At 42.8% G+C, this 21,067-nt stretch carries 20 protein-coding genes; 9 read left to right on the top strand and 11 right to left on the bottom strand.

The window, feature by feature from the left end; all coding sequences use genetic code 11:
* Nucleotides 1-29: 29 nt before the first annotated feature.
* Both PAND9192_RS16865 and ispB read right to left on the bottom strand, forming a co-directional pair.
* Nucleotides 30-221 carry a hypothetical protein gene (locus PAND9192_RS16865; protein ID WP_087854672.1) on the bottom strand — a complete coding sequence of 64 codons (192 nt, stop codon included), beginning with the start codon at nucleotides 219-221 and terminating at the stop codon, nucleotides 30-32.
* 149 nt (nucleotides 222-370) lie between these two features.
* Nucleotides 371-1,342: an octaprenyl diphosphate synthase gene (gene ispB / locus PAND9192_RS16860; RefSeq protein WP_087854671.1), complete on the bottom strand. Its 972-nt coding sequence runs from the start codon at nucleotides 1,340-1,342 to the stop codon at nucleotides 371-373.
* A 278-nt stretch (nucleotides 1,343-1,620) separates the two neighbouring features.
* Between ispB and rplU the strand changes: the two genes are divergently transcribed.
* From rplU to folA, 7 genes are all read left to right on the top strand, one after another.
* Nucleotides 1,621-1,932 (top strand): 50S ribosomal protein L21, encoded by a 312-nt coding sequence (gene rplU / locus PAND9192_RS16855; RefSeq protein WP_036796189.1) that lies wholly within the window; start codon nucleotides 1,621-1,623, stop codon nucleotides 1,930-1,932.
* Nucleotides 1,933-1,950: 18 nt separating this feature from the next.
* Nucleotides 1,951-2,208: a 50S ribosomal protein L27 gene (gene rpmA / locus PAND9192_RS16850; RefSeq protein ID WP_036796188.1), complete on the top strand. Its 258-nt coding sequence runs from the start codon at nucleotides 1,951-1,953 to the stop codon at nucleotides 2,206-2,208.
* Nucleotides 2,209-2,275: 67 nt separating this feature from the next.
* Nucleotides 2,276-3,202 carry a DMT family transporter gene (locus PAND9192_RS16845; RefSeq protein WP_060998493.1) on the top strand — a complete coding sequence of 309 codons (927 nt, stop codon included), beginning with the start codon at nucleotides 2,276-2,278 and terminating at the stop codon, nucleotides 3,200-3,202.
* An 88-nt stretch (nucleotides 3,203-3,290) separates the two neighbouring features.
* A complete protein-coding gene (gene cgtA, locus PAND9192_RS16840) occupies nucleotides 3,291-4,466 on the top strand; it encodes an Obg family GTPase CgtA (RefSeq protein ID WP_060998494.1) in 1,176 nt (391 codons plus the stop codon).
* 141 nt (nucleotides 4,467-4,607) lie between these two features.
* On the top strand, nucleotides 4,608-5,399 hold the full coding sequence (locus PAND9192_RS16835) for a threonine/serine exporter family protein (RefSeq protein WP_087854670.1): 792 nt from the start codon (nucleotides 4,608-4,610) through the stop codon (nucleotides 5,397-5,399).
* A complete protein-coding gene (locus PAND9192_RS16830; RefSeq protein WP_234999185.1) occupies nucleotides 5,396-5,860 on the top strand; it encodes a threonine/serine exporter family protein in 465 nt (154 codons plus the stop codon). The genes PAND9192_RS16835 and PAND9192_RS16830 overlap by 4 nt, the downstream gene beginning before the upstream one ends.
* A gap of 51 nt (nucleotides 5,861-5,911) precedes the next feature.
* Entirely contained in the window at nucleotides 5,912-6,394 is a 483-nt protein-coding gene (folA, locus tag PAND9192_RS16825; RefSeq protein ID WP_087854668.1) for a type 3 dihydrofolate reductase, read from the top strand.
* A gap of 66 nt (nucleotides 6,395-6,460) precedes the next feature.
* Here the strand turns inward: folA and PAND9192_RS16820 are convergent, their stop codons facing one another.
* The 6 genes from PAND9192_RS16820 to lptD form a co-directional block, all read right to left on the bottom strand.
* Entirely contained in the window at nucleotides 6,461-7,279 is an 819-nt protein-coding gene (locus tag PAND9192_RS16820; RefSeq protein ID WP_087854667.1) for a symmetrical bis(5'-nucleosyl)-tetraphosphatase, read from the bottom strand.
* A gap of 50 nt (nucleotides 7,280-7,329) precedes the next feature.
* Complete coding sequence (gene apaG / locus PAND9192_RS16815; RefSeq protein WP_087854666.1) at nucleotides 7,330-7,713, bottom strand: Co2+/Mg2+ efflux facilitator ApaG/CorD; 384 nt, start codon at nucleotides 7,711-7,713, stop codon at nucleotides 7,330-7,332.
* Between the two features lie 134 nt (nucleotides 7,714-7,847).
* Nucleotides 7,848-8,669 carry a 16S rRNA (adenine(1518)-N(6)/adenine(1519)-N(6))-dimethyltransferase RsmA gene (gene rsmA / locus PAND9192_RS16810; protein ID WP_060998499.1) on the bottom strand — a complete coding sequence of 274 codons (822 nt, stop codon included), beginning with the start codon at nucleotides 8,667-8,669 and terminating at the stop codon, nucleotides 7,848-7,850.
* On the bottom strand, nucleotides 8,666-9,658 hold the full coding sequence (pdxA, locus tag PAND9192_RS16805) for a 4-hydroxythreonine-4-phosphate dehydrogenase PdxA (protein ID WP_087854685.1): 993 nt from the start codon (nucleotides 9,656-9,658) through the stop codon (nucleotides 8,666-8,668). Before pdxA ends, rsmA begins: the two co-directional genes overlap by 4 nt.
* A gap of 10 nt (nucleotides 9,659-9,668) precedes the next feature.
* Entirely contained in the window at nucleotides 9,669-10,976 is a 1,308-nt protein-coding gene (gene surA / locus PAND9192_RS16800; protein WP_087854665.1) for a peptidylprolyl isomerase SurA, read from the bottom strand.
* Nucleotides 10,977-11,023: 47 nt separating this feature from the next.
* On the bottom strand, nucleotides 11,024-13,432 hold the full coding sequence (lptD, locus tag PAND9192_RS16795) for an LPS assembly protein LptD (protein ID WP_087854664.1): 2,409 nt from the start codon (nucleotides 13,430-13,432) through the stop codon (nucleotides 11,024-11,026).
* 170 nt (nucleotides 13,433-13,602) lie between these two features.
* Here lptD and djlA point away from each other — a divergent pair, with 170 nt between their 5' ends.
* A complete protein-coding gene (gene djlA, locus PAND9192_RS16790) occupies nucleotides 13,603-14,454 on the top strand; it encodes a co-chaperone DjlA (RefSeq protein ID WP_087821632.1) in 852 nt (283 codons plus the stop codon).
* Nucleotides 14,455-14,535: 81 nt separating this feature from the next.
* On the opposite strand, the gene PAND9192_RS16785 is transcribed toward djlA, so the two are convergent.
* From PAND9192_RS16785 to rapA, 3 genes are all read right to left on the bottom strand, one after another.
* Nucleotides 14,536-15,489, bottom strand: a complete 954-nt coding sequence (locus PAND9192_RS16785) for a D-2-hydroxyacid dehydrogenase (protein ID WP_087854663.1) — start codon at nucleotides 15,487-15,489, stop codon at nucleotides 14,536-14,538.
* Between the two features lie 66 nt (nucleotides 15,490-15,555).
* The gene (rluA, locus tag PAND9192_RS16780) at nucleotides 15,556-16,254 is read right to left on the bottom strand and encodes a bifunctional tRNA pseudouridine(32) synthase/23S rRNA pseudouridine(746) synthase RluA (RefSeq protein ID WP_087854662.1); all 699 of its coding nucleotides are present in this window, start codon (nucleotides 16,252-16,254) and stop codon (nucleotides 15,556-15,558) included.
* Nucleotides 16,255-16,412: 158 nt separating this feature from the next.
* Nucleotides 16,413-19,334 carry an RNA polymerase-associated protein RapA gene (gene rapA, locus PAND9192_RS16775; protein WP_087854661.1) on the bottom strand — a complete coding sequence of 974 codons (2,922 nt, stop codon included), beginning with the start codon at nucleotides 19,332-19,334 and terminating at the stop codon, nucleotides 16,413-16,415.
* 325 nt (nucleotides 19,335-19,659) lie between these two features.
* On the opposite strand from rapA, the gene PAND9192_RS16770 reads away from it, so the two are divergent.
* A complete protein-coding gene (locus PAND9192_RS16770) occupies nucleotides 19,660-21,036 on the top strand; it encodes a PhoH family protein (protein ID WP_087854660.1) in 1,377 nt (458 codons plus the stop codon).
* Nucleotides 21,037-21,067: the final 31 nt, after the last annotated feature.

Below are 21,067 nucleotides of genomic sequence, written 5' to 3'. Positions count from 1 at the left end.
ATTGAGGGTCTTTTTGTATCTGCAAAAAATTAATAATAACGATCGCAATCGTTATGAAGCTGAGGCTGATCGATAAGATCAGTGATATCAATCGACTGTAGTTGATGATCGTGGTGGTGTTCAACGATCACTGATTGATGTTGATGATCAATGCCGATCACTTTTCCAACGCCATGATAAGATTCGACCCACATGCCAGTGGTTAGATGTTTGATATCCATACTCACCTTCTTAGCCTATAAAGTATAATATTTACCGAGTAGTTACAGTATAGATCATCATGGATCGTGGGGTAACAACGATAAAATACCGGCTACTGGACATAAAAAAACCTGCCACCAAGGACAGGTTTTTCATCGCAAAGGGAGCGTTATTTTTTACGTTGTACAGCCATATGCGCTAATGTGATTAGAGCTTGCTTGTAGTCTGAATCAGCAATTGGTGCAAGAGCTGCTATCGCTTTCTGCGCTTCTTGCTCGGCACGTTGTTGAGTGTACTCTAATGAACCATGCTGGCGCATACACGCTAAAATAGCATCAAGCTTATCCATACCATTAGCATGCATAATCGCGTCACGTATCATTGCTGCTTGTGCTTGATCGCCATGGTGCATAGCATGCAGTAACGGTAATGTTGGTTTACCTTCAGCAAGATCATCACCAACGTTTTTGCCCATTTCTTTGCCATCGGCAACATAGTCAAGCACATCATCGATGAGCTGGAAGGCGGTACCTAAGTAACGGCCATATTCTTGAAGTGCGATTTCAATATTAGCCGGTGCTTCAGCAATAATTGCCGCTATTTGGGTTGAAGCTTCAAATAAACGTGCTGTTTTTGAGTAGATAACTTGCATGTAGCTATCTTCAGTAGTGTCAGGATCGTTACAGTTCATTAACTGCAATACTTCACCTTCAGCAATCACGTTAGTGGCTTCACTCATGATGTCGAGGATCTTTAAAGATCGTAGGCTAGTCATCATTTGAAATGAGCGGGTGTAAATATAATCACCAACCAACACACTCGCGGCGTTACCAAACGCAGCATTTGCCGTTTCTTTGCCACGGCGCATATCTGATTCATCAACAACATCGTCATGGAGCAATGTCGCGGTATGAATAAATTCAACAAAAGCAGCAGCTGTGGTGTGTTTATCACCCTCATAGTCAAGTGCACGTGCTGTTAATACTGCCAGCATGGGGCGAATACGTTTGCCGCCACTGTTTACAATGTAGAATCCGAGTTGATTGATGAGGGCAACATCTGAGTTAAGTTGCGCCTGTATCTTCGCGTCGACTTCCGCCATATCGTTGGCGGTGAGCGCTTGGATAGCTTTAAAATCCATTATACGTCCAGCAAGATTGTTAGCCGCGTAGGGCGGAAAATTTTTCGAATTGATACTGGAATCTTACACTAAAATAACCATATCGTCATAACCTCAAATACAGCTATTTCAAACAGTTTTTGGATTGGGCAGCTTTTCACCAATTTTCTTTCGAGAATGGCTTGCCACAAAGTCTCTTTTCGCGTAACATTCGCGCCCTATTGATGACAAGATTAAGCGCATACCCATTGCCCATTTTAGACGTGGCAAATGGCCTATGCGGAGAAGCGGAGTAAGACATGTACGCTGTTTTCCAAAGTGGTGGTAAACAACACCGTGTAAGCGAAGGCCAAACCTTACGCTTAGAAAAATTAGACGCTGAAACTGGCGCTAACGTTGAATTTGACTCAGTTCTTTTAGTAGCTAATGGCGAAGAAGTAACTGTAGGCGCACCGTTCGTAGCTGGCGGTAAAGTAACTGCTGAAGTTGTTACTCACGGTCGTGGCGATAAGATTAAAATCGTTAAGTTCCGTCGTCGTAAGCACTCTCGTAAGCAAATGGGCCACCGTCAGTGGTTCACTGAAGTCAAAATTACTGGCATCAGCGCTTAATAACAGGAGAATTTAAAGATGGCACATAAAAAAGCTGGCGGTTCTACTAATAACGGCCGTGATTCAGAAAGCAAACGCCTAGGTGTTAAGCGTTTCGGTGGCGAGTCTGTATTAGCAGGCAACATCATCGTTCGTCAACGTGGTACTAAGTTCCACGCTGGCACAAACGTTGGCCTAGGTAAAGACCACACTCTATTCGCTCTATCTGATGGTAAAGTGAAGTTTGAAGTTAAAGGTCCTAAAAACCGTAAATTCGTATCTATCGACGCTGAATAATTTTCAGAATCGACACGAATATTAAAGCCCTGCCTTTTTGGCGGGGCTTTTTATATCTGGAGGGTTTATGATTAACCGCGGCCCGATGATTGGTTTCTTTCTTGCGATGACAACTGCCGTTTTTTGGGGGGCATTGCCAATTGCAATGAAACAAGCTGTAGAAGTGATGGATCCTTTTACGATTGTTTGGTATCGCTTTATAACTGCGGCGTTGGGTTTAGGCCTGTTTTTAGCGTGGCGAAAGCAACTACCAACAATATCAAATCTTGGGCGAATGAGCTGGGTGGTGCTAGCCATCGCCAGCGTTGGCCTTGCGGGTAACTTTGTGCTGTATAACAGTTCATTGAAATACCTGAACCCTCCTGTGGTACAAGTTATTATCCAATTAGCGCCGGTGATGCTATTAGTGTCGAGCGCATGGATATTTAAAGAAAAATTAGGTCGGCATCAAATTATTGGTGTAATTGCTTTAATTAGTGGTTTGATCTTATTCTTTAATGAACGGCTGATTGAGTTGTTTACCAGTTTTTCTGGCTATACTCTTGGTGTTAGTCTTGCTGTTGCCGCTGCGTTAGTGTGGGTCGTTTATGGCTTAGCGCAGAAATGGTTATTAAGACAGTTTTCATCAGCACAAATATTACTGATGATTTATATCATCTGTGCTGTAATACTGACCCCAATGGCACAACCACAACAAATTTTAACAATGGATAACCGCCAATTAGGGATGCTGTTATTCTGTTGTGTTAATACGCTTGTTGGCTATGGTGCATTTGCAGAAGCAATGGCCCGTTGGCAGGCATCACAAGTGAGTGCAGTGATCACACTGACTCCCTTGTTTACGATATTATTTGTCGATCTTGCGAGTTTGGCTTGGCCACAATATGTTGCGACAGTCTCTTTGAATATATGGGGCTATCTCGGTGCTATGGTTGTGGTAAGTGGCGCTGTTTGCTGTGCTATAGGCCATAAGTTTATTCGCCAAAGCAAATAGTCAAGGTCCATAACAATAATTACTACGCGATGATCTGTGCTAAATGCCGTTATCGCTGTACGTTAAACGCCACAGTGCGGAGAAAAAAATGAAGTTTATAGATGAAGCGGTTATTCGCGCCGATGCCGGTGATGGCGGTAACGGTGTAGTAAGTTTTCGTACTGAAAAGTACATTCCTCGTGGCGGCCCTGATGGCGGTGACGGTGGTGACGGCGGTGATGTTTACCTGTTCGCTGATGAAAACTTTAATACGCTAATTGATTACCGTTTTGAGCGTTTCCATGCTGCTGAGCGTGGTGAAAATGGTCGTGGTGGTAACTGTACGGGTAAACGCGGTGCGGATAAAGTATTAACCGTACCTGTTGGTACACGTGCCATTGATGAAGATACTGGTGAGGTGATTGCCGATCTTACTGAACATGGTATGAAAGTGATGGTTGCTAAGGGTGGTTTCCACGGCTTAGGTAACACCCGTTTCAAATCATCTGTAAACCGTGCTCCTCGTCAAAAGAGTATGGGTAGTAAAGGTGAAATTCGTCATTTACGTCTTGAACTTCTACTTTTAGCTGATGTGGGCATGCTTGGTTTACCTAATGCAGGTAAATCCACCTTCATTCGCGCTGTATCGTCTGCTAAGCCGAAAGTAGCTGATTACCCGTTCACAACCCTAGTTCCAAGCTTGGGCGTCGTACGTGTCGATGCAGAGCGTAGTTTTGTGGTTGCTGATATTCCAGGTCTTATTGAAGGTGCTGCTGACGGTGCAGGCTTGGGTATTCGTTTCTTGAAGCACCTTGAGCGTTGTCGTGTGTTACTACACATGGTTGACCTACTACCTGCTGATGGTTCTGATCCAGTAGAGAATGCCTTTACTATTATCAATGAACTTGAACAATACAGCGATAAGCTAGGCAATAAGCCACGCTGGATCGTATTTAACAAAGCGGATCTTCTTGACGAAGAGCAAGCACAAGAAAAGATCACCGAAGTGCTTGAAGCATTAGCATGGGAAGGTAAGCATTACAGTATTTCAGCGTTAAATCGCATTGGTACTAAAGAGCTGACTTATGATCTGATGGCTGCTATCGACGCCTTGCCACGTGTTAAGTACGAAGTTGAAGAGCAGAAAGAAGATAAAGTTGACTTTAAGTGGGATGATTACCACGCTGAACAAATTAAGAAAGTTCAGGATGAAGACGGCGATGATGATGATTGGGATGACTGGAATGAAGATGATTACGATGTAGAAATCATCTACAAGCCATAAGTTCTGATCGTGCTTTATGCGAATAAGCCATACCGTTAAGGTGTGGCTTTTTTTTGTGCTTAATCAACGTATACGGTTGTAGGTTAGGTATGCTAGTTGTTACAAAATGTGTTTTATAATGGATTATAAATGGATATCGACATGGAGAGAGTACTGCAGCCATTAACCGAATCTCAACAACGGCAATTAACTCGATTGGCGATTGAAGCCGGTCAACGGTTATTACAACATGGTGCCGAAAGCTCGGTCATTATGGATGTGACGCGTCGACTGGGATTAGCATTGGGAGTTGAGCATGTTGAAGTATCATTATCAGCCAGTTCAATGGTGATCAGTACCCGTCATTTAGGCACCTGTATTACCACCACTCGCCGCTGCCAAGATAGCGGTATTAATATGCAAATAGTGACTGATATTCAACGTATTTGTATTCTTGTTGAGCGCGGGTTATTAGACTGTCGCGATGTCCAATCACGGTTAGAAAACCTTAAAACAGAGCGTTATAATCGCTGGTTAGTGGTGGTGATGATTGGCTTATCATGTGCGGCATTTAGTCGTTTAGCCGGCGGTGATTGGCCGGTATTTATGCTGACGTTTTGTGCATCATCAGTGGGGATGTATGTCCGCCAACAAATTGCCAGTTATCACTTTAATCCGCTGTTAAATTTCGCCGTAACTGCTTTTGTAACCACCTTAATATCAGGCCTTGGTGAAGTGTATAATATTGGTGAGCAACCCTTTTTAGCCATGGCTTCATCGGTATTGATGTTAGTGCCTGGCTTTCCATTAATTAATGCCGTCGCTGATATGGTAAAAGGCTTTCCCAGCATGGGTTTAGCGCGCTGGACGATGGCGAGTTTACTCACGTTATCAACCTGCATGGGGATTGTAGCAGCGATGAATGTGCTTGATGTATGGGGGTGGTTACTATGACGTTAATAGTGGCGTTACTCAATGATATGCTTTTGGCAATGATCCCCGCATTAGGGTTTGCGCTGGTGTTTAATGTGCCTCAAAAAGCATTGAAATATTGTGCTATTGGTGGCGCAATTGGCCATGGAACACGGTTCTTATTAATGCATTGGGGACTGTCAATTGAATGGTCAACTTTTGTTGCTGCGACCTTAGTCGGTATGATTGGTGTCCATTGGTCGCACCGCTTTTTAGCCCATCCCAAAGTGTTTACTGTTGCTGCATTGATTCCAATGGTACCGGGAGTATTTGCCTTTAAAGCCATGATTGCTATCGTTGAAATTAATCACCGTGGCTTCTCTCTGGCTTTATGGGGATTGATGATTGATAACGTGTTAAAAGCGATGTTTATCGTTGCAGCATTAGCAATTGGATTGGCTATGCCAGGGTTACTATTTTATCGTCGTCGGCCTGTGGTATAACTACAGCAGAATTATAATGCGCGCACTGATAGTGTGAATGGAGATGCAATAATGAAGATCAGTATGATCGCAGCAATGGCTCATGATCGGATCATTGGTAAAGATAATAGTATGCCGTGGCATTTGCCTGCAGATTTTGCATGGTTTAAGCGTTGTACTATGGGTAAACCGATTGTGATGGGACGTAAAACCTTTGAATCGATTGGGCGACCATTACCAGGGCGCTTGAATATTGTCATTAGCCGTAATCCTGACTTTGTAGCCGAAGGGATCACTGTTGTTAACGATATTGCTGCAGCTAAATTAGCCGCTGGTGATGCGCCAGAACTGATGATTATTGGTGGCGGTAGCATTTATCAAGTTTGTCTGCCGATTGCTGATAGTTTGTATTTAACCTTCATTGATGCGGATCTTGACGGCGATACTCAGTTTCCGAACTGGGGTAATGATTGGCAAGTGGTGACCAAAGAGCACCATGATAGTGATGATAACAATGCTTATGCGATGGAGTTTGTGATCTTAGCGCGATCGTAGCAAATAACCACAATATCGATGATCACCAATGCCGACAATCATTGTCGGCATTGTTATATGTCATGATCAGGCGTAGAGCGGACATTCAGTGACAAATCGTTGTCCATCTTCCCAGCGCAGCATGGTTAAGCTATTGCCCCAGACACAGCCAGTATCTAAGCCAATACAATGCTGATCTTGATGACCCATAAGTGCAGCCCAATGACCAAAGATAATGGTTTTTTCTATAGGTTGATCGCGCTTGACATCAAACCATGGGATCAGATCACCAACTGTGGGATCATTTGGCTGTACTTTGCAGTGCATATCTAATCGCCCCAGAGGATCGCAAAAGCGCATTCGTGTAAAACTGTTGATCGTAAACCGTAGTCGTTCCAATCGTGACAGATCCTGTTGCCACCAATCAGGGCCATCACCATACATGTTTTTTAATAACCATAAATAGTCATCAGACTGTAGCAATTGTTCGACTTCACGAGCGTGGTAACGGGCTTGTTCAAGTGACCATTGCGGTGTAATGCCCGCATGAACCATTACCAATGGATAGTGGGGATGTTCAGCTAATAGAGGCTGGTGGCGTAACCAATCAAGTAATTCTTTGCCGTCTTCTGCGGTGAAAATTTGATGGATATTATCGCTTTTTTTCGCGCGCGCTAGTTGGTGAGATACCGCTAATAAATGCAGATCATGATTGCCTAAAATGACCGTAGCATGATCGCCTAATGCTTTTACAAAACGTAATGTTTCTAAAGATTCAGGTCCGCGTGCAACCAGATCGCCTGCAAGCCATAAATGATCATGGTGAGGATCGAAATTTGCTTGGGCTAATAGTTTTTTTAAGTCGGGTAAACAGCCTTGAATATCACCGACAAGATAAGTCGCCATGGTGCTCCCATTAACAATGCGTTAATTAACATGAAATTAATCGCATTAGGTTAATGAAGAATGTTCGGCATTGCTAGTCGAAATGGGGCGACTTCAACCTTAAAACGATTACCAACCTCATCTTCCATGGTGTATTGACCTTGCATCACACCAACAGGAGTTTCGATGATAGTACCACTGGTATAAGTGAATTCATCAGTGGCGTTAATATGAGGTTGTTGTCCGACAACGCCTTCACCTTCGATAACTAATTTTTTACCATTAGCATCAGTGATTAACCAATAGCGTGTTAGAAGGTGAGCGCTGCCGCGACCTAAATTTTTAATGGTGATGGTATAAGAAAATACGTAACGTTGCTGATCGGGGTGTGACTGTTCTGCAAGATAATGACTAACAACATGGCATTTGATAGTTGGAGGAGATGAGATGCTCATAGGCAATATCCTTTGCTGATGATTTACTCTCATTTTAGTATTGCTGGCTAATAAATAAAGAAAACCCTGTATAACACGTGACATGTTACACAGGGTTATTGTGTTATGGGCGCTGTTGTTAATGCGCGCTAACGTTATTGCTCTTCTTTTTGGAAATTAGCGTCAAGCCAATTAGCCATAGCAACAAATTGTTCTACGGTAATGTTTTCTGGGCGGTGGCCTGGGTTAATACCAAGTGCTTCCAGTTGTTCTGGTGTGAACAAGCCTTTGTAACAGTTACGGATCGTTTTACGACGCTGGTTGAAGCCTTCACGACACACACGATCTAGCCATTTAAGGTTAGTACATGGGAATGGTAATACTTCATACGGCGTTAAACGTACAACCGCTGAATCTACTTTTGGTGCTGGTACGAAAGATTCTGGCGGCACTTCCAATACTGGCATGACTTTACAGTAGTATTGCGCCATAACCGTTAAACGGCCGTAAGCTTTACTACCAGGGCCCGCTGCAAGACGATTAACCACTTCTTTTTGAAGCATAAAGTGCATATCTAGTACGTCTTTATGGAACTCAAAAATGTGGAACATTAGCGGGGTTGAGATGTTGTAAGGCAAGTTACCGAAAATACGTAGCTTATTATTTTCTTTAATAAGTTGCGTAAAATCGAAGCGCATTGCATCGCCTTCATGGATGGTTAGTTTTGATGCTAGATCGGGGTGGTTACGTAAACGCTCCGCCAAATCTCGGTCAAGTTCGATAACAGTAAATTTATCGACTAACTTACCAACATATTCTGTGATTGCACCAAGGCCTGGGCCAATTTCTACCAAGTTTTGGCCTGGTAGAGGGTTAATCGCTGATACGATACCATCAATAATATATGGGTCTTTTAAAAAGTTTTGGCCAAAGCGCTTACGCGCACGGTGACCTAAATGGACTTGATCGCTGCTCATGCTTGTTTTTCTACCAATTCGAGGGCGTGGGATAGCGCTGTCCGAAGGCTACCTATATCTGCTTGCCCAGTACCTGCGAGTTCCAGTGCGGTACCATGATCTACTGAAGTTCTGATAAAGGGCAGTCCCAACGTAATGTTGACTGATTTACCGAAGCCTTTGTATTTCAGCACCGGTAACCCTTGATCGTGATACATGGCTAATACCGTATCGGCATCAGCTAAATATTTTTCTTGAAAGATAGTATCTGCTGGGAATGGTCCAAGCAAATTTATGCCTTCTTGCTGACGCAGTTGTTCTAATGTTGGAATGATAGTATCAATTTCTTCCATTCCCATACAGCCGTCTTCTCCGGCATGAGGATTGAGCCCGCAAACATAAATTTTTGGCGACGCAATACCAAATTTAGTCACTAAGTCAGCATGCAAGATACGAATAACTTGCTTAAGTCGTTGTTCAGTAATAGCTTTAGAAACACTGCTTATTGGAATATGGGTTGTTACTAATGCAACCCGTAACCCTGTTGTTGCCAGCATCATCACAACTTGTGCTGTCTCTGATTGCTGAGCAAAAAACTCAGTGTGACCACTAAAAGAAACACCTGCGCGGTTAATGACCCCTTTGTGGACGGGGCCAGTAACAACTGCGGCGAACTCACCGCTCATACAACCAGAAGCGGCACGTTCTAATGTTGCTAATACATAGAGCCCATTTTGTTCGTCAAGTTGTCCACTGACAACCTCTGCGGCACTGTCTATTTGAGCTACTGTCATTGTTCCCGCTTGATGTGGCATCGCGGCTAACTCAGATTGATAGGGCAAAATAGTAAGCGGTAAACCTAATTGAGCCGCACGTTCTACCATAACCTGCGCATCAGCACAAATCACAAGTTGGTGCGGCCAATGTTGCTGACACAAGGCAATGACTAAATCTGGGCCTATTCCAGCCGGTTCACCTGGGGTGATCGCAATCCGTTGTGGGTTAGTCATACGCTTGTTATTAGCCATTATTTACCTTATTCATTTGTTCGATGTAGGCACCAGCACGCAGTTCTTGTAACCACGTTTGTGCTTCTTCATTGAACTTACGATTAAATAAAATTTGTGCTGCGCGGTTCTTTAAGGCAGCTTCAGTACGATCGACATTACGACGACCTTCTACTTCTACAATATGCCACCCAAACTGAGATTTAAACGGTTGGCTAATTTGATCCACTGGCAATGTTTCTACTTCTTTTGCAAAAGCAGGGGCATACATTGAAGGAAGTTGCCAACCTAGTTGACCACCATTGGTAGCAGAACCTGGATCTTCACTATACTGTTTTGCAGCTGCGGCAAAGCTTTCTTTACCACTAATAATTTTTTGGCGAATTTGTTGTAATTCTTTTTTCGCTGCGGCGTCACTTAAAATAATGGAGGTTTTAATTAAAATATGACGTGCTTTTACTTCAACCGCAGATACTGTTGGCATGCCTTTAACGTCATTGATTTTTAAAATATGGTAACCAACGCCGCTACGGAAAGGACCAATGATACTGTCTTTGCTACTGGTTTTAATTTGGTCAGCAAAAATCGTCGGCATTTCATCTTTACTCATCCAGCCCCACTCACCACCTTTAAGGGCTTTAGGACCTTTTGAGTAGCGGTAAGCCAATTCAGCGAAATTAGCGCCTTGCTTTAGCTCGCCATAAATCTTGTTAGCTTCTTGCTTCGCTTTTTCGCGGGTGGCTTTATCGGCATCATCATTAACAGCGATTTGAATTTGGCTGATGTTGTATTGCACGTTTTGCTGAGTTTGCTTCGCAAGCTGTGCTGCTAAGCTATCAACTTCTTGTGGTAAAATGTTGACCCGTTTACGGACAATAATAGTACGTGCTTCAGAGGCTAACATATCGTTACGTAATTGCTCACGGAACATAGAGAAGCTAATTCCAGCACTGGCTAACTGTTGGCGTAACTGAGCAACGGTGACATTACGTTGTTTAGCGACATCAGCAATGGCTTGATCAAGTTGGCTGTCATCAATACGTAAACCCAGCTGTTTTGCTTGCTGGATTTGTAGTGTTTCCATGATCAATTTATCCATCACTTGCTGGCGTAGAATATTGTTTGGAGGCAATTGTTGGCCTTCAGCTGCAGCATTAAGATGGACGGTTTTTAGCATCGCATTAACGTCACTTTGCAAAATGACACCATCGTTAACTGTGGTGACAATTTGATTTAATTCTTGCGGTTGGGGAGCAGCCATTGCAGTTGCTGTCATTCCCATGAGCATTACGCTTATCGCCGAATACTTCCACTTTTTCATTTATAGTCCGTCATGTTGAGTGGCGATATGTATTATCGCCACGATCATTAATTTTTAAGTGTAAATGGGTCAGCATAGCCTAAGATATTGCCGCCATCATCAGAAGCTTGACCTAATGGTCGTGCACCTTGTAGTCCTAGCAGACTAAACGAGAAACTGACATTGCTATCATATTCAGTAAAGTCTTGACTCAATGGATCTTTTGCGTAGCGATTATAGCTTAGACCAATCATCCAACATGCTGAGCGGTAAACTAAGCCTACACGACTCTCTAGCATTTTATTGACATTCATGTCTTGGAAATAATCTGCAGTAATATCAATATTATCGTTAATAGGGAAACCCGTCGATAGGCCTAATTGTGAGATACCATCTCGTTTACCATTAGTATTAGGGATCACTGGGTTTGGATTAGCAACGTATTGATTTAGATAATTACTGGATACGTAACGGTAACTTGGTTGAATGAAAACACGTCCATTACGGTATTCAACCGCGGTACTACCTTGCTGTATCTCATTTTCACTTGAGTCATATTGCATTGAACTCTTGAAGAATAAATTATCATCAAGGTTAAATTCGGTTTCTAATGCAGTTGCAGAATAGCTTTTTGCTTCACTACCATCAGCGACCGGTTTATCAATATAGAATATTTGACCTAATGAAAGGGTAAAACGTTCCTTAAAATTAGCATCATAATAACGTGTTGTGGCGCCGACCGTAAATTGGTTGGCTGGTGCAATGTAATCTTGACCACTGTAAGTACGATCGCTAAACAAACCATAATAGTCTTGTTGTAGACGAGTTGAATCGTAACCACCACCATTATAATTAACAGGGTTATAGATCCCTGATTGATCAACATTTTTAACGTATAAATATTGTAGTTGTGGCTCTAAACTTTGAGTGTAATGTTCACCCATTATTGAAGTATCACGCTCAAAATATAAGCTACTGTTAACTCTAAACTCAGGCACAGTACGATCAACTGTTTTATCGAGAGTACTTAAATTAGGGTTGTGCTTAACATCAAATTGTTGATTGTAATGAGCGTAATTTAATTTTGCTTGGGTGGTAACTGACCACCATGGTGTCGCATAAGGTAAGGTTAATGTTGGATCAAAGGTAACCCTATCTGCTGTTGGTTTAGCGCGATCATCGGTATCAAATTTACTGATACTCATCGGTAGCGTAAAATCTAAACCGTATGGAAGACCAGATTTATAGTACGTACTTGATAGTTGAGGCATTAAACGGTATTGAGTGCCTTCGCCACTTTCTGTCAGTGGTTGAAAGTCACGTACCATTAAGCTGGTGTCCCAACTAGCATTACGGTATGCCAATGATGCTGTTTGCAGGAGGTTATTATCTTCACGTTGACCAATAATTGAGTCGACGTCATCAAAATACTTAGGATCACTAACCTTGCTGTAATCAATATTTAGCAACCAGTTTTTATTGATAATCCCGCTGTGTGTCCACTGAATACCCCAACGCTTATCGTAATCTTGGTGTTTTTTATCGTGCCCTAAATATTCTCCGATCATTTTACCTTGACCAAAATCGGTCAAATAACGGAACTCGGAGGTTAATTGCAACCCACGGTGGTTCATGTATTTAGGTGTAAAAGTTAGATCGTAATTAGGAGCGATATTCCAATAAAAGGGTGTTTCAAGCTCCATGCCGTTCTTGGAGCCGTAGGTAATCGATGGATAAAGGAAACCGGTCAGGCGTTGATCTGTTACAGGTACGCGTAACCACGGTAGATAAAAAATGGGAAAATCGAGTACTTCAAAACGGGCATTATATAAATCTGCAAATGGTGACTCACCCTTACGCTCTAGGCTGCCAGCAGCAAAACGCCAGCTCTTATCACGACTAGGACAGGTGGTGTAAGTACCATCCTTCATTTCATAAAATTGAGTACCGTCAACATTGCGACGTTCAATTAACTTGGCATCGCCACGACCCGCCTGACAGGTCATCTGGTAGACGGCGTCATCCATTTGAGCATCTTTAGTATCAAGATTGCTAGTAAGACGCTTGGCATCAATATCCATGCCACCATCTTGATAGAAAACATTACCGTTAGCGGTCACAATATTGTCTGGCTGTTGTAAGGTTGCTTTATCGGCAACAATCGTACGAGTACCTTGCTTGACGACTACATCACCCGAATAAACAGCGGTTTTATTTTGCTGTGCTTCTACTCGGTTAGCACTGATATGGATCGGTTCATTGTTGGTATCTTGTTGGCGATCTTTTTCTGGAATACAGACGCCACGTACCATCGCAAGAGGATCTTTGCTACCATGAGACGCATTATTAGCGGGATCTGCAATGGTAGGTTGGTTGTGACTATCACCACTTGTAGGAGTGATGTCGGCAGCCATTGCTGGGCCATAAAGGGCTAAGCTAATCATTGTGGCTAGTAAACTGTGAGAGGTAAGTGACATCTAATTCAACATTCCTGTATCAATTTGGTGCAAGGCGAATTGTTGCGCTTTTTACAAGCATTCCCGACAAATGACAGCTATCATAATGCAAATTTAACGCGACGGCATCTTTTCAGCGCATGCTGTTGGGTAAACAGTGAAAAAATTAACGAATTACCAGAGAGTATAGAATGCAGAGAACAGGTATATGGGGAAAAATTATTGGCGCGTTGCTAGGACTCTCTATTGGTAAGCTACCTGGATTGTTGATCGGGCTATTTATTGGTCATCAATTTGATAAAGCTTATGCGCGCCAAATGAATGGTGGCTTTGGTGGATTTGGTGGTAAAAATGCCACCAATGCTGAGCGTCAAGCAGAGTTTTTTAATGCCTGTTTTGCCACTATGGGGCACATGGCAAAAGCCAAAGGTCGTGTGACTGAAAACGAAATTCGAGTGGCAAGTACGATTATGGATCGTATGGGGCTGCAAGGTGAATCTCGTCGCCAAGCGCAAAATGCGTTTCGTGAAGGCAAAGAAGATAACTTTCCATTAGAAGAAACCCTTAATCGTGTTCGTAGCCGTGCTGGACGGGCTGATCTATTACAGTTTTTCTTAGAGCTGCAAATTCAAGCGGCATTTGCTGACGGTCAATTACACCCGAAAGAGCGTGAGTTATTGCATGTGATTGCGCGTTTTCTGGGTTTCTCAGAAGCACAACTTGAGCAACGTTTGCAAATGCAAGAAGCTGCATTTCGTTTTCAACAAGGTGGTTTTCATCAGCAGTATCACCAGCAAGGTGGTGGTTTTCAAGCGCCGCCTACACGCGATCAGTTAGCCGATGCATTTAAAGTGTTAGGTGTAAATGATGATGCCTCAGCACAAGAAGTTAAACGTGCCTATCGTAAACAAATGAATGAACACCATCCTGATAAGTTGGCCGCAAAAGGCTTACCACCAGAAATGATGGAAATCGCTAAGCAAAAAACCCAAGAGTTACAAGCGGCTTATGATTTGATCCGTAAAGAAAAGGGCTTTAAATAGTCTGTTAATTGCAACGATGGTTGAATCGTCATATAAAAAAGCGAGCGCAATGCTCGCTTTTTTTGTGGCTAAAAATCGAGATTAAAGCTGATTTTTATCGGTGCCTAAATGGAAGCTATTAATATTATCAATCAATTGATTTACTAATGTTTGAATTGCCGAGTCTGATCCCCATGCTACATGTGGTGTTAAGACCAGATTTGGCAAATGACTATGAGCAATTAATGGATTTGAAGCCAATGCAGGCTCTGTTGTAAAGACATCAATTCCCGCACCTGCAATTTGTTTTGTTAGTAATGCGTCAATTAACTCGAGTTCATTTATCAACCCCCCGCGACCAGTGTTGATAATAATCGCGCTTGATTTCATCAAAGCGAATTGCGGTTCAGCAATCATATTGGTGGTTGCGGGAGTGAGTGGACAATGAAGGCTAATGATGTCGGCTTCACGTAACACTTGCTCAAAAGGGTGGTAACCATCTCGGCACTGGCTTGCTCCCGCATGCTCGGCAAATAAAACCTCCATGCCAATTGCGCGTGCCAATGTTGCAACTGCCTGACCTAAACAGCCATTACCAAAAATACCTAAGGTTGACCCTGCAACATCAGTAATGGAATGAGTGAAAAAACAAAATTGTTGCTGGCGTTGCCATTCACCGTTAGCGATGTCTTGTTGATAACCGGCCAAGTTGCGTTTAAGGGCAAAAATCATCGCAATAACATGCTCTGGTACTGAGCGGGTGGCATAACCTTGAATATTAGCCACTTTAATATTGTGGCTACGACAGTAATCGAGATCAACATTGTTGGTGCCAGTCGCGGCAATGGCAATAAATTTAAGTTGGGGTAATTGTGCCAGCACTTGACTATCAAGGACGACTTTATTGGTGATCGCTATAGTTGCATGTTGAAGTCGAGCAATGACTTGTGCGGGCTTTGTGGTCTCGTATTGATGCCATTGATGACAAAAGCTAGGACGAGGAAGGCTGATGTGCGCCGGAATGGTTCCATGATCAAGAAAAACGATGGTTTCCATGGGTAACCTCAATAAACAATGAATGCAGGCTTTACGCTAGCATTCATTATTCAAGATGCCTACCGCTTATGGGTAAATTGTTTGAGTTGGTGCTTGTGGGTAAAACTCACACGGTGCAAAAAGATGCATTGGTTCATCGCTACCAGGGTGGGTAAAAGTAAGCTCTGCTGCGTGCAATAACAGTCGTGGTGACGCTGCAATTGCTTCTTCATTGGCATAGAACTTATCACCTAAAATAGGGTGTCCTAGTGCTTGCATATGTACTCGTAACTGGTGTGAGCGACCTGTGATCGGTAACAATCGAACTAAGGTGCTGTTTTCGTCGCGACTTAATACTTCATAATGCGTCACTGACGGTTTGCCATCATCAAAACATACTTTTTGACGTGGGCGGTTGGGCCAATCACAAATCAGTGGCAAATCGACTGTACCACTATCATGTTCAAGATGTCCCCATACGCGGGCGTAATAGACCTTTTTGGTTTCACGTTCACGAAATTGCGCTTTGAAATGGCGTTCAGCGGCTTTATTGAGGGCTAATACAATTAAACCGGATGTACCCATGTCTAGCCGATGCACAATTTGTGATTGTGGATACTGAGCTAATACGCGCGCAAAGACACTGTCATGATGCTCAGGTTGACGACCTGGATTTGATAACAGACCTGCCGGTTTGTTGACGGCAATAATATCATTATCAACAAAAAGGGTATCTAACCAAGGATCGGTCGGTGGATTGTAGTTCAACACTGGCAATGGTTTCATGGTGCGCTCGTTGGTGAGAGTGAAAAAATTGGTCAGCATACTAATATGAATGCCTTTCAATTGGTATGTATATAGCATCGTAGCTATAAAAAAACCGCCGATAGCATGCAGTAAACATATCATCGGCGGCTAAATTTTTAGAGCGGCAACATCAATAATTAGTTGTGGCTTACAACAATCAGACGTAATGAATCGAGTTGAATCTGAGCTTTAGCAATGTAGTCTGTTAAATCTAAAATTTGAGATTCAATTAACTCTAACTCGTCATCACGAATGTTAGGGTTGACTGCTTTTAGTGCTAGTAAACGTTGATGCTCAGCACGTAATGTCGCTTCCATTTCGGCTTGTGCTTGGCTACGTACAGAGACTAACTCTTTGTCAATTTCACGTTCAGCATGAGCAATAAGAGTATGGATATCTTTTTGTACTGAGTTAACCAACTTGCTGCCTAGATGACGATTAATCGGGCTTAACTGGCGGTTAAAGCTTTCAAACTCAACATTTGCAGACAGGTTGTTACCTTTACTATCAAGCAGAATACGAATCGGTGTTTTTGGTAAGAAACGACCAATGCCTGATTGTTTTGGTGCTTGGGCATCAACCACATAAATCAGTTCTAATAACAAAGTACCGACTGGCAGTGCTTTATTTTTTAGCAATGAAACAGCTGTTGTGCCAACGCCTTCGCTTAATAGTAATTCGATACCACCTTGAATCATTGGGTGTTCCCAACTGATAAAGTGCAGATCTTCGCGTGATAAGGCGGTGTTACGATCAAAGGTGATCGTGCAGCCGTCATACGGTAAACCTGGGTAGCTCGCGACCATCATGTGTTCTGACGGTGTGACAACAATGGCGTTTTCACCTTTATCGTCTTGGTTAAGGCCGATAGTGTCAAATAAGCCCAGCGCGAAAGAAACTAAGTTGGTATCGCCGTCTTTGCTACTGATTTGCTCAACTAATTGTTGTGCTGCTTCACCACCATTAGAGTGAATTTCAAGAAGGCGATCGCGACCTTGCTCTAATTTCGCTTTAAGTTGGTTATGTAGCGCTGCACTTTGAGTGATCACCGCTTCCAATGCATCATTGTCTTGCTTATCGCTGGCAAGTAACGTGATTAAGTCCTCACATACCGCTTCATAAACCGGACGGCCTGTTGGGCAGGTTTCTTCAAAGGCGTTTAAACCCTCATTAAACCAGCGTGCCAGTAATGCTTGTGAAGTACCTTCAAGGTGCGGCACATGAATTTCAATTTCACGTTGCTGACCAATACGATCTAAACGACCAATACGCTGCTCTAGTAAGTCTGGGTTACTTGGTAAATCAAACATCACCAGTTGATTAGCAAATTGGAAGTTACGTCCCTCAGAGCCAATTTCTGAACAGATTAATACCTGAGCGCCACTTTCTTCTTGCGCAAAATACGCTGCTGCTTTGTCACGCTCAATGATCGACATTCCTTCATGGAACACAGTCGCACGAATACCTTCACGTTCACGCAATGCTTGTTCTAACGTTAATGCCGTTTGCGCACGAGAACAGATCACCAATACTTTCTCATTACGATTGGCTTTTAGCATATCTAACAGCCAGTTAATACGAGGATCAAAGTTCCACCATGTGGCTGATTCCCCTTCAAACTCTTGATAAATATCTTCAGGGTAAAGCAGTTTAATCGCTTTTTCGTTAATGCTTAATTTACCAGACATCATGGCAGCAACACGCATGGCGGTGCTGTATTGGTTTGGCATTGGCAATGGGTACATATTAAGGTGACGCTTAGGGAAACCTTTGATTGCAGAGCGAGTATTACGGAACAATACGCGACCTGTGCCGTGGCGATCCATTAGATTACGGATCAACTCATGACGTGCTTCAAGTGCCTCGGCGTCATCTGCCGTGGCTGCGTTTTCAATCGCAGTGATCATCGGCTCAACATCTTGGCCAGCAAGCAAGTCGACTAAGGTTTGCTTAGCATTGCTATCGAGTTTTTCACCTGCCAGTAATTGAGATACGGCTTCTGCAACAGGTTCATACAGGCGCTCTTCTTCAACAAACGCTTCATAATCATAAAAACGATCAGGATCTAATAAACGTAGGCGAGCAAAGTGGCTTTCTCGACCTAATTGTTCCGGCGTCGCTGTTAGCAATAATACCCCTGGAGTTTTTTCTGCAATAGCTTCAACGACTTGATATTGACGACTCGGACGCTCTTCGCTCCATTCTAGGTGATGAGCTTCATCGACAATTAATAAATCCCAATCGGCATCAAGGGCTTGTTCAAAGCGACGGCGACTTTTACGCAGAAAATCCAATGAACATAATACAAACTGTGCGGTATCAAAAGGGTTGGCTGCATCAGCTAATGATTCAACACAACGCTCTTCATCAAAAATAGAAAAATGCAGATTAAAGCGGCGCATCATTTCTACTAACCATTGGTGCTGCAGGGTTTCTGGTACCAAAATTAGAATACGTTCAGCACGACCAGACAGCACTTGCTGGTGGATAATCATGCCCGCTTCAATGGTTTTACCTAAACCTACTTCATCAGCCAGCAATACACGTGGTGCGTAACGGCGACCGACTTCATGAGCGATATAAAGTTGGTGTGGAATTAAACCTGCACGCATGCCACACAGGCCACGTAATGGGCTTTTTAACTGCTCATATTGATTTTTTAGCGCACGGTAACGTAGTGCAAAACGATCCATGCGATCGATTTGACCGGCAAAAAGCTTATCTTGTGGTTTATTGAATCGAATTTGATGGCTTAAAAAGATCTCTCGTAACGCCACATCACTTTCTTGGGTGTCGGTACGGGTACCGATATAAGTGATAATTCCTTTATCTTCTTCGATCGCAGTTACTTTTAACGACCAGCCTTCATGGCTTTCAATCACATCGCCAACATTAAACATTACACGGGTAACGGGTGCATCATGGCGAGCGTATAAACGGTTTTCATCTGATGCTGGAAACATCAAGCTAACAGTGCGTGGCTCAATAGCAACGACTGTGCCCAAACCTAAATCACTTTCTGTATCACTGATCCAACGTTGACCCAAAGCAAATGGCATAGTGCTAGAAACCTTCTAATTATTTGATATAAAGGAAAATGTTATAATTCGCGTTGTCTGTTTATCGTCTATAATAAAACTAAATGCATAGATGGATAATACGCCACACGCATAACTCAAAAATGGGGGGAGTTATGTTACTGCATGATGTGATTAAGGTCACGGTGAAAGTGCCTAAAAGAGGCGTGAGTCTCATTGTCATTTTAGTTTCATTTATTTCGGTCTTAATAGTTATTGCGTCACTATTTAACTAAATCACTGATTTTGACGTAAGCTAAAAGAGGACAGTAAGTTACTTGCTATCCACCCTATCAAGGAGGTGCTTATGGACAACGCCGAACGGAAACTGTTTGTATTAGATACAAATATTCTGCTTCATGAACCTCTCGCTATCTTCTCTTTCCAAGAGCACGACGTGGTGATCCCCATGACGGTCTTGGAAGAATTAGATCGTATCAAAGACAGTAAACGTGATGTTTCTCGTGATGCAAGGGTAGCAATTCGCGCCCTTGAAAATATTTTTCATGATGCAACCCCGGAGCAAATTGCAGCGGGTATTACCTTTAATGATAAAATTGCTCATAATGGCACTATCGCTATCTTTGCTGACTATGAAGTTAAGCAAACGGTACATGCGTTTAGCGATAAAGCCGGTGATAATCGAATTCTTAATAGTGTACTTTTTTTACAACAAAAACATGCTCCAAGAAGCGTAGTCTTAGTCACTAAAGATATCAATATGCGCCTACGAGCAAAAGGCGCTGGGGTGTTGAATGTCGATGACTATCGTTCTGATCAGTTGATAGATGATGTGGCTTTACTCAGTAAGGGATTTCATCGTTATAGTGGTGATTTTTGGAGTAATGTTGCGGAATGTCATTCTGAAAATCGAGGTAGTTCAACCTTACATACCCTGCCAAAAACGTTATTTGAAAGCCCTTATGTGAATCAATATTTACTGGATGATAGTCAAGAATTTGCCGCGCGTATAAAAACGATTGAAGGTGAAGAGGTCACCATTAAAGATATTAGTTATGAGCGTTTAATGCACCGTCAGGCATGGGGAGTGCATCCTAAAAATATTTATCAGGGAATGGCGTTGGATGCGATGCTCGATCCTAACATTGATTTGGTGATCTTAACTGGCCCAGCAGGGTGTGGTAAAACCATTTTAGCCATGGCAGCGGCACTGGAACAAGTGATAGAAAAAGGCATGTATGACAAAATTATTGTCACTCGAAATACGCCTGAAATTGCTGAATCTATCGGTTTTTTACCGGGGACCGAAGAAGAGAAAATGCTGCCGTGGTTAGCTGCCGTTACTGATACCATGGAAGCGCTACATAAACATGATGTCTGTACTGATGGCTCAATGAAATACATTTTTGATAAAGCCAATATTCAATTTAAATCGATAAACTTTATGCGTGGGCGTTCCATTCAAAATGCGTTTGTGTTGCTTGATGAGTGCCAGAATTTAACCGCCTCCCAAATTAAAACCATTATTACCCGTTGTGGTGAAGGCACTAAGTTGGTGTGCTCGGGTAATTTGGCGCAAATTGATTCTAATTATTTATCACCTGTGACATCAGGCTTAACCTATATTGTTGAACGGTTTAAACACTTTGATGGTAGCGCCAATATTTACCTTAATGGTGTGGTACGAAGTCGTTTAGCCGAGTTTGCAGAAGAAAACCTTTAAGCTAACCATTGTGTTATTGATTAGCCAGATA

Source organism: Photobacterium andalusiense (assembly GCF_900185625.1).
Taxonomy (GTDB): domain Bacteria; phylum Pseudomonadota; class Gammaproteobacteria; order Enterobacterales; family Vibrionaceae; genus Photobacterium; species Photobacterium aquimaris.
This window is presented reverse-complemented; position numbering and strand designations above follow the sequence as displayed.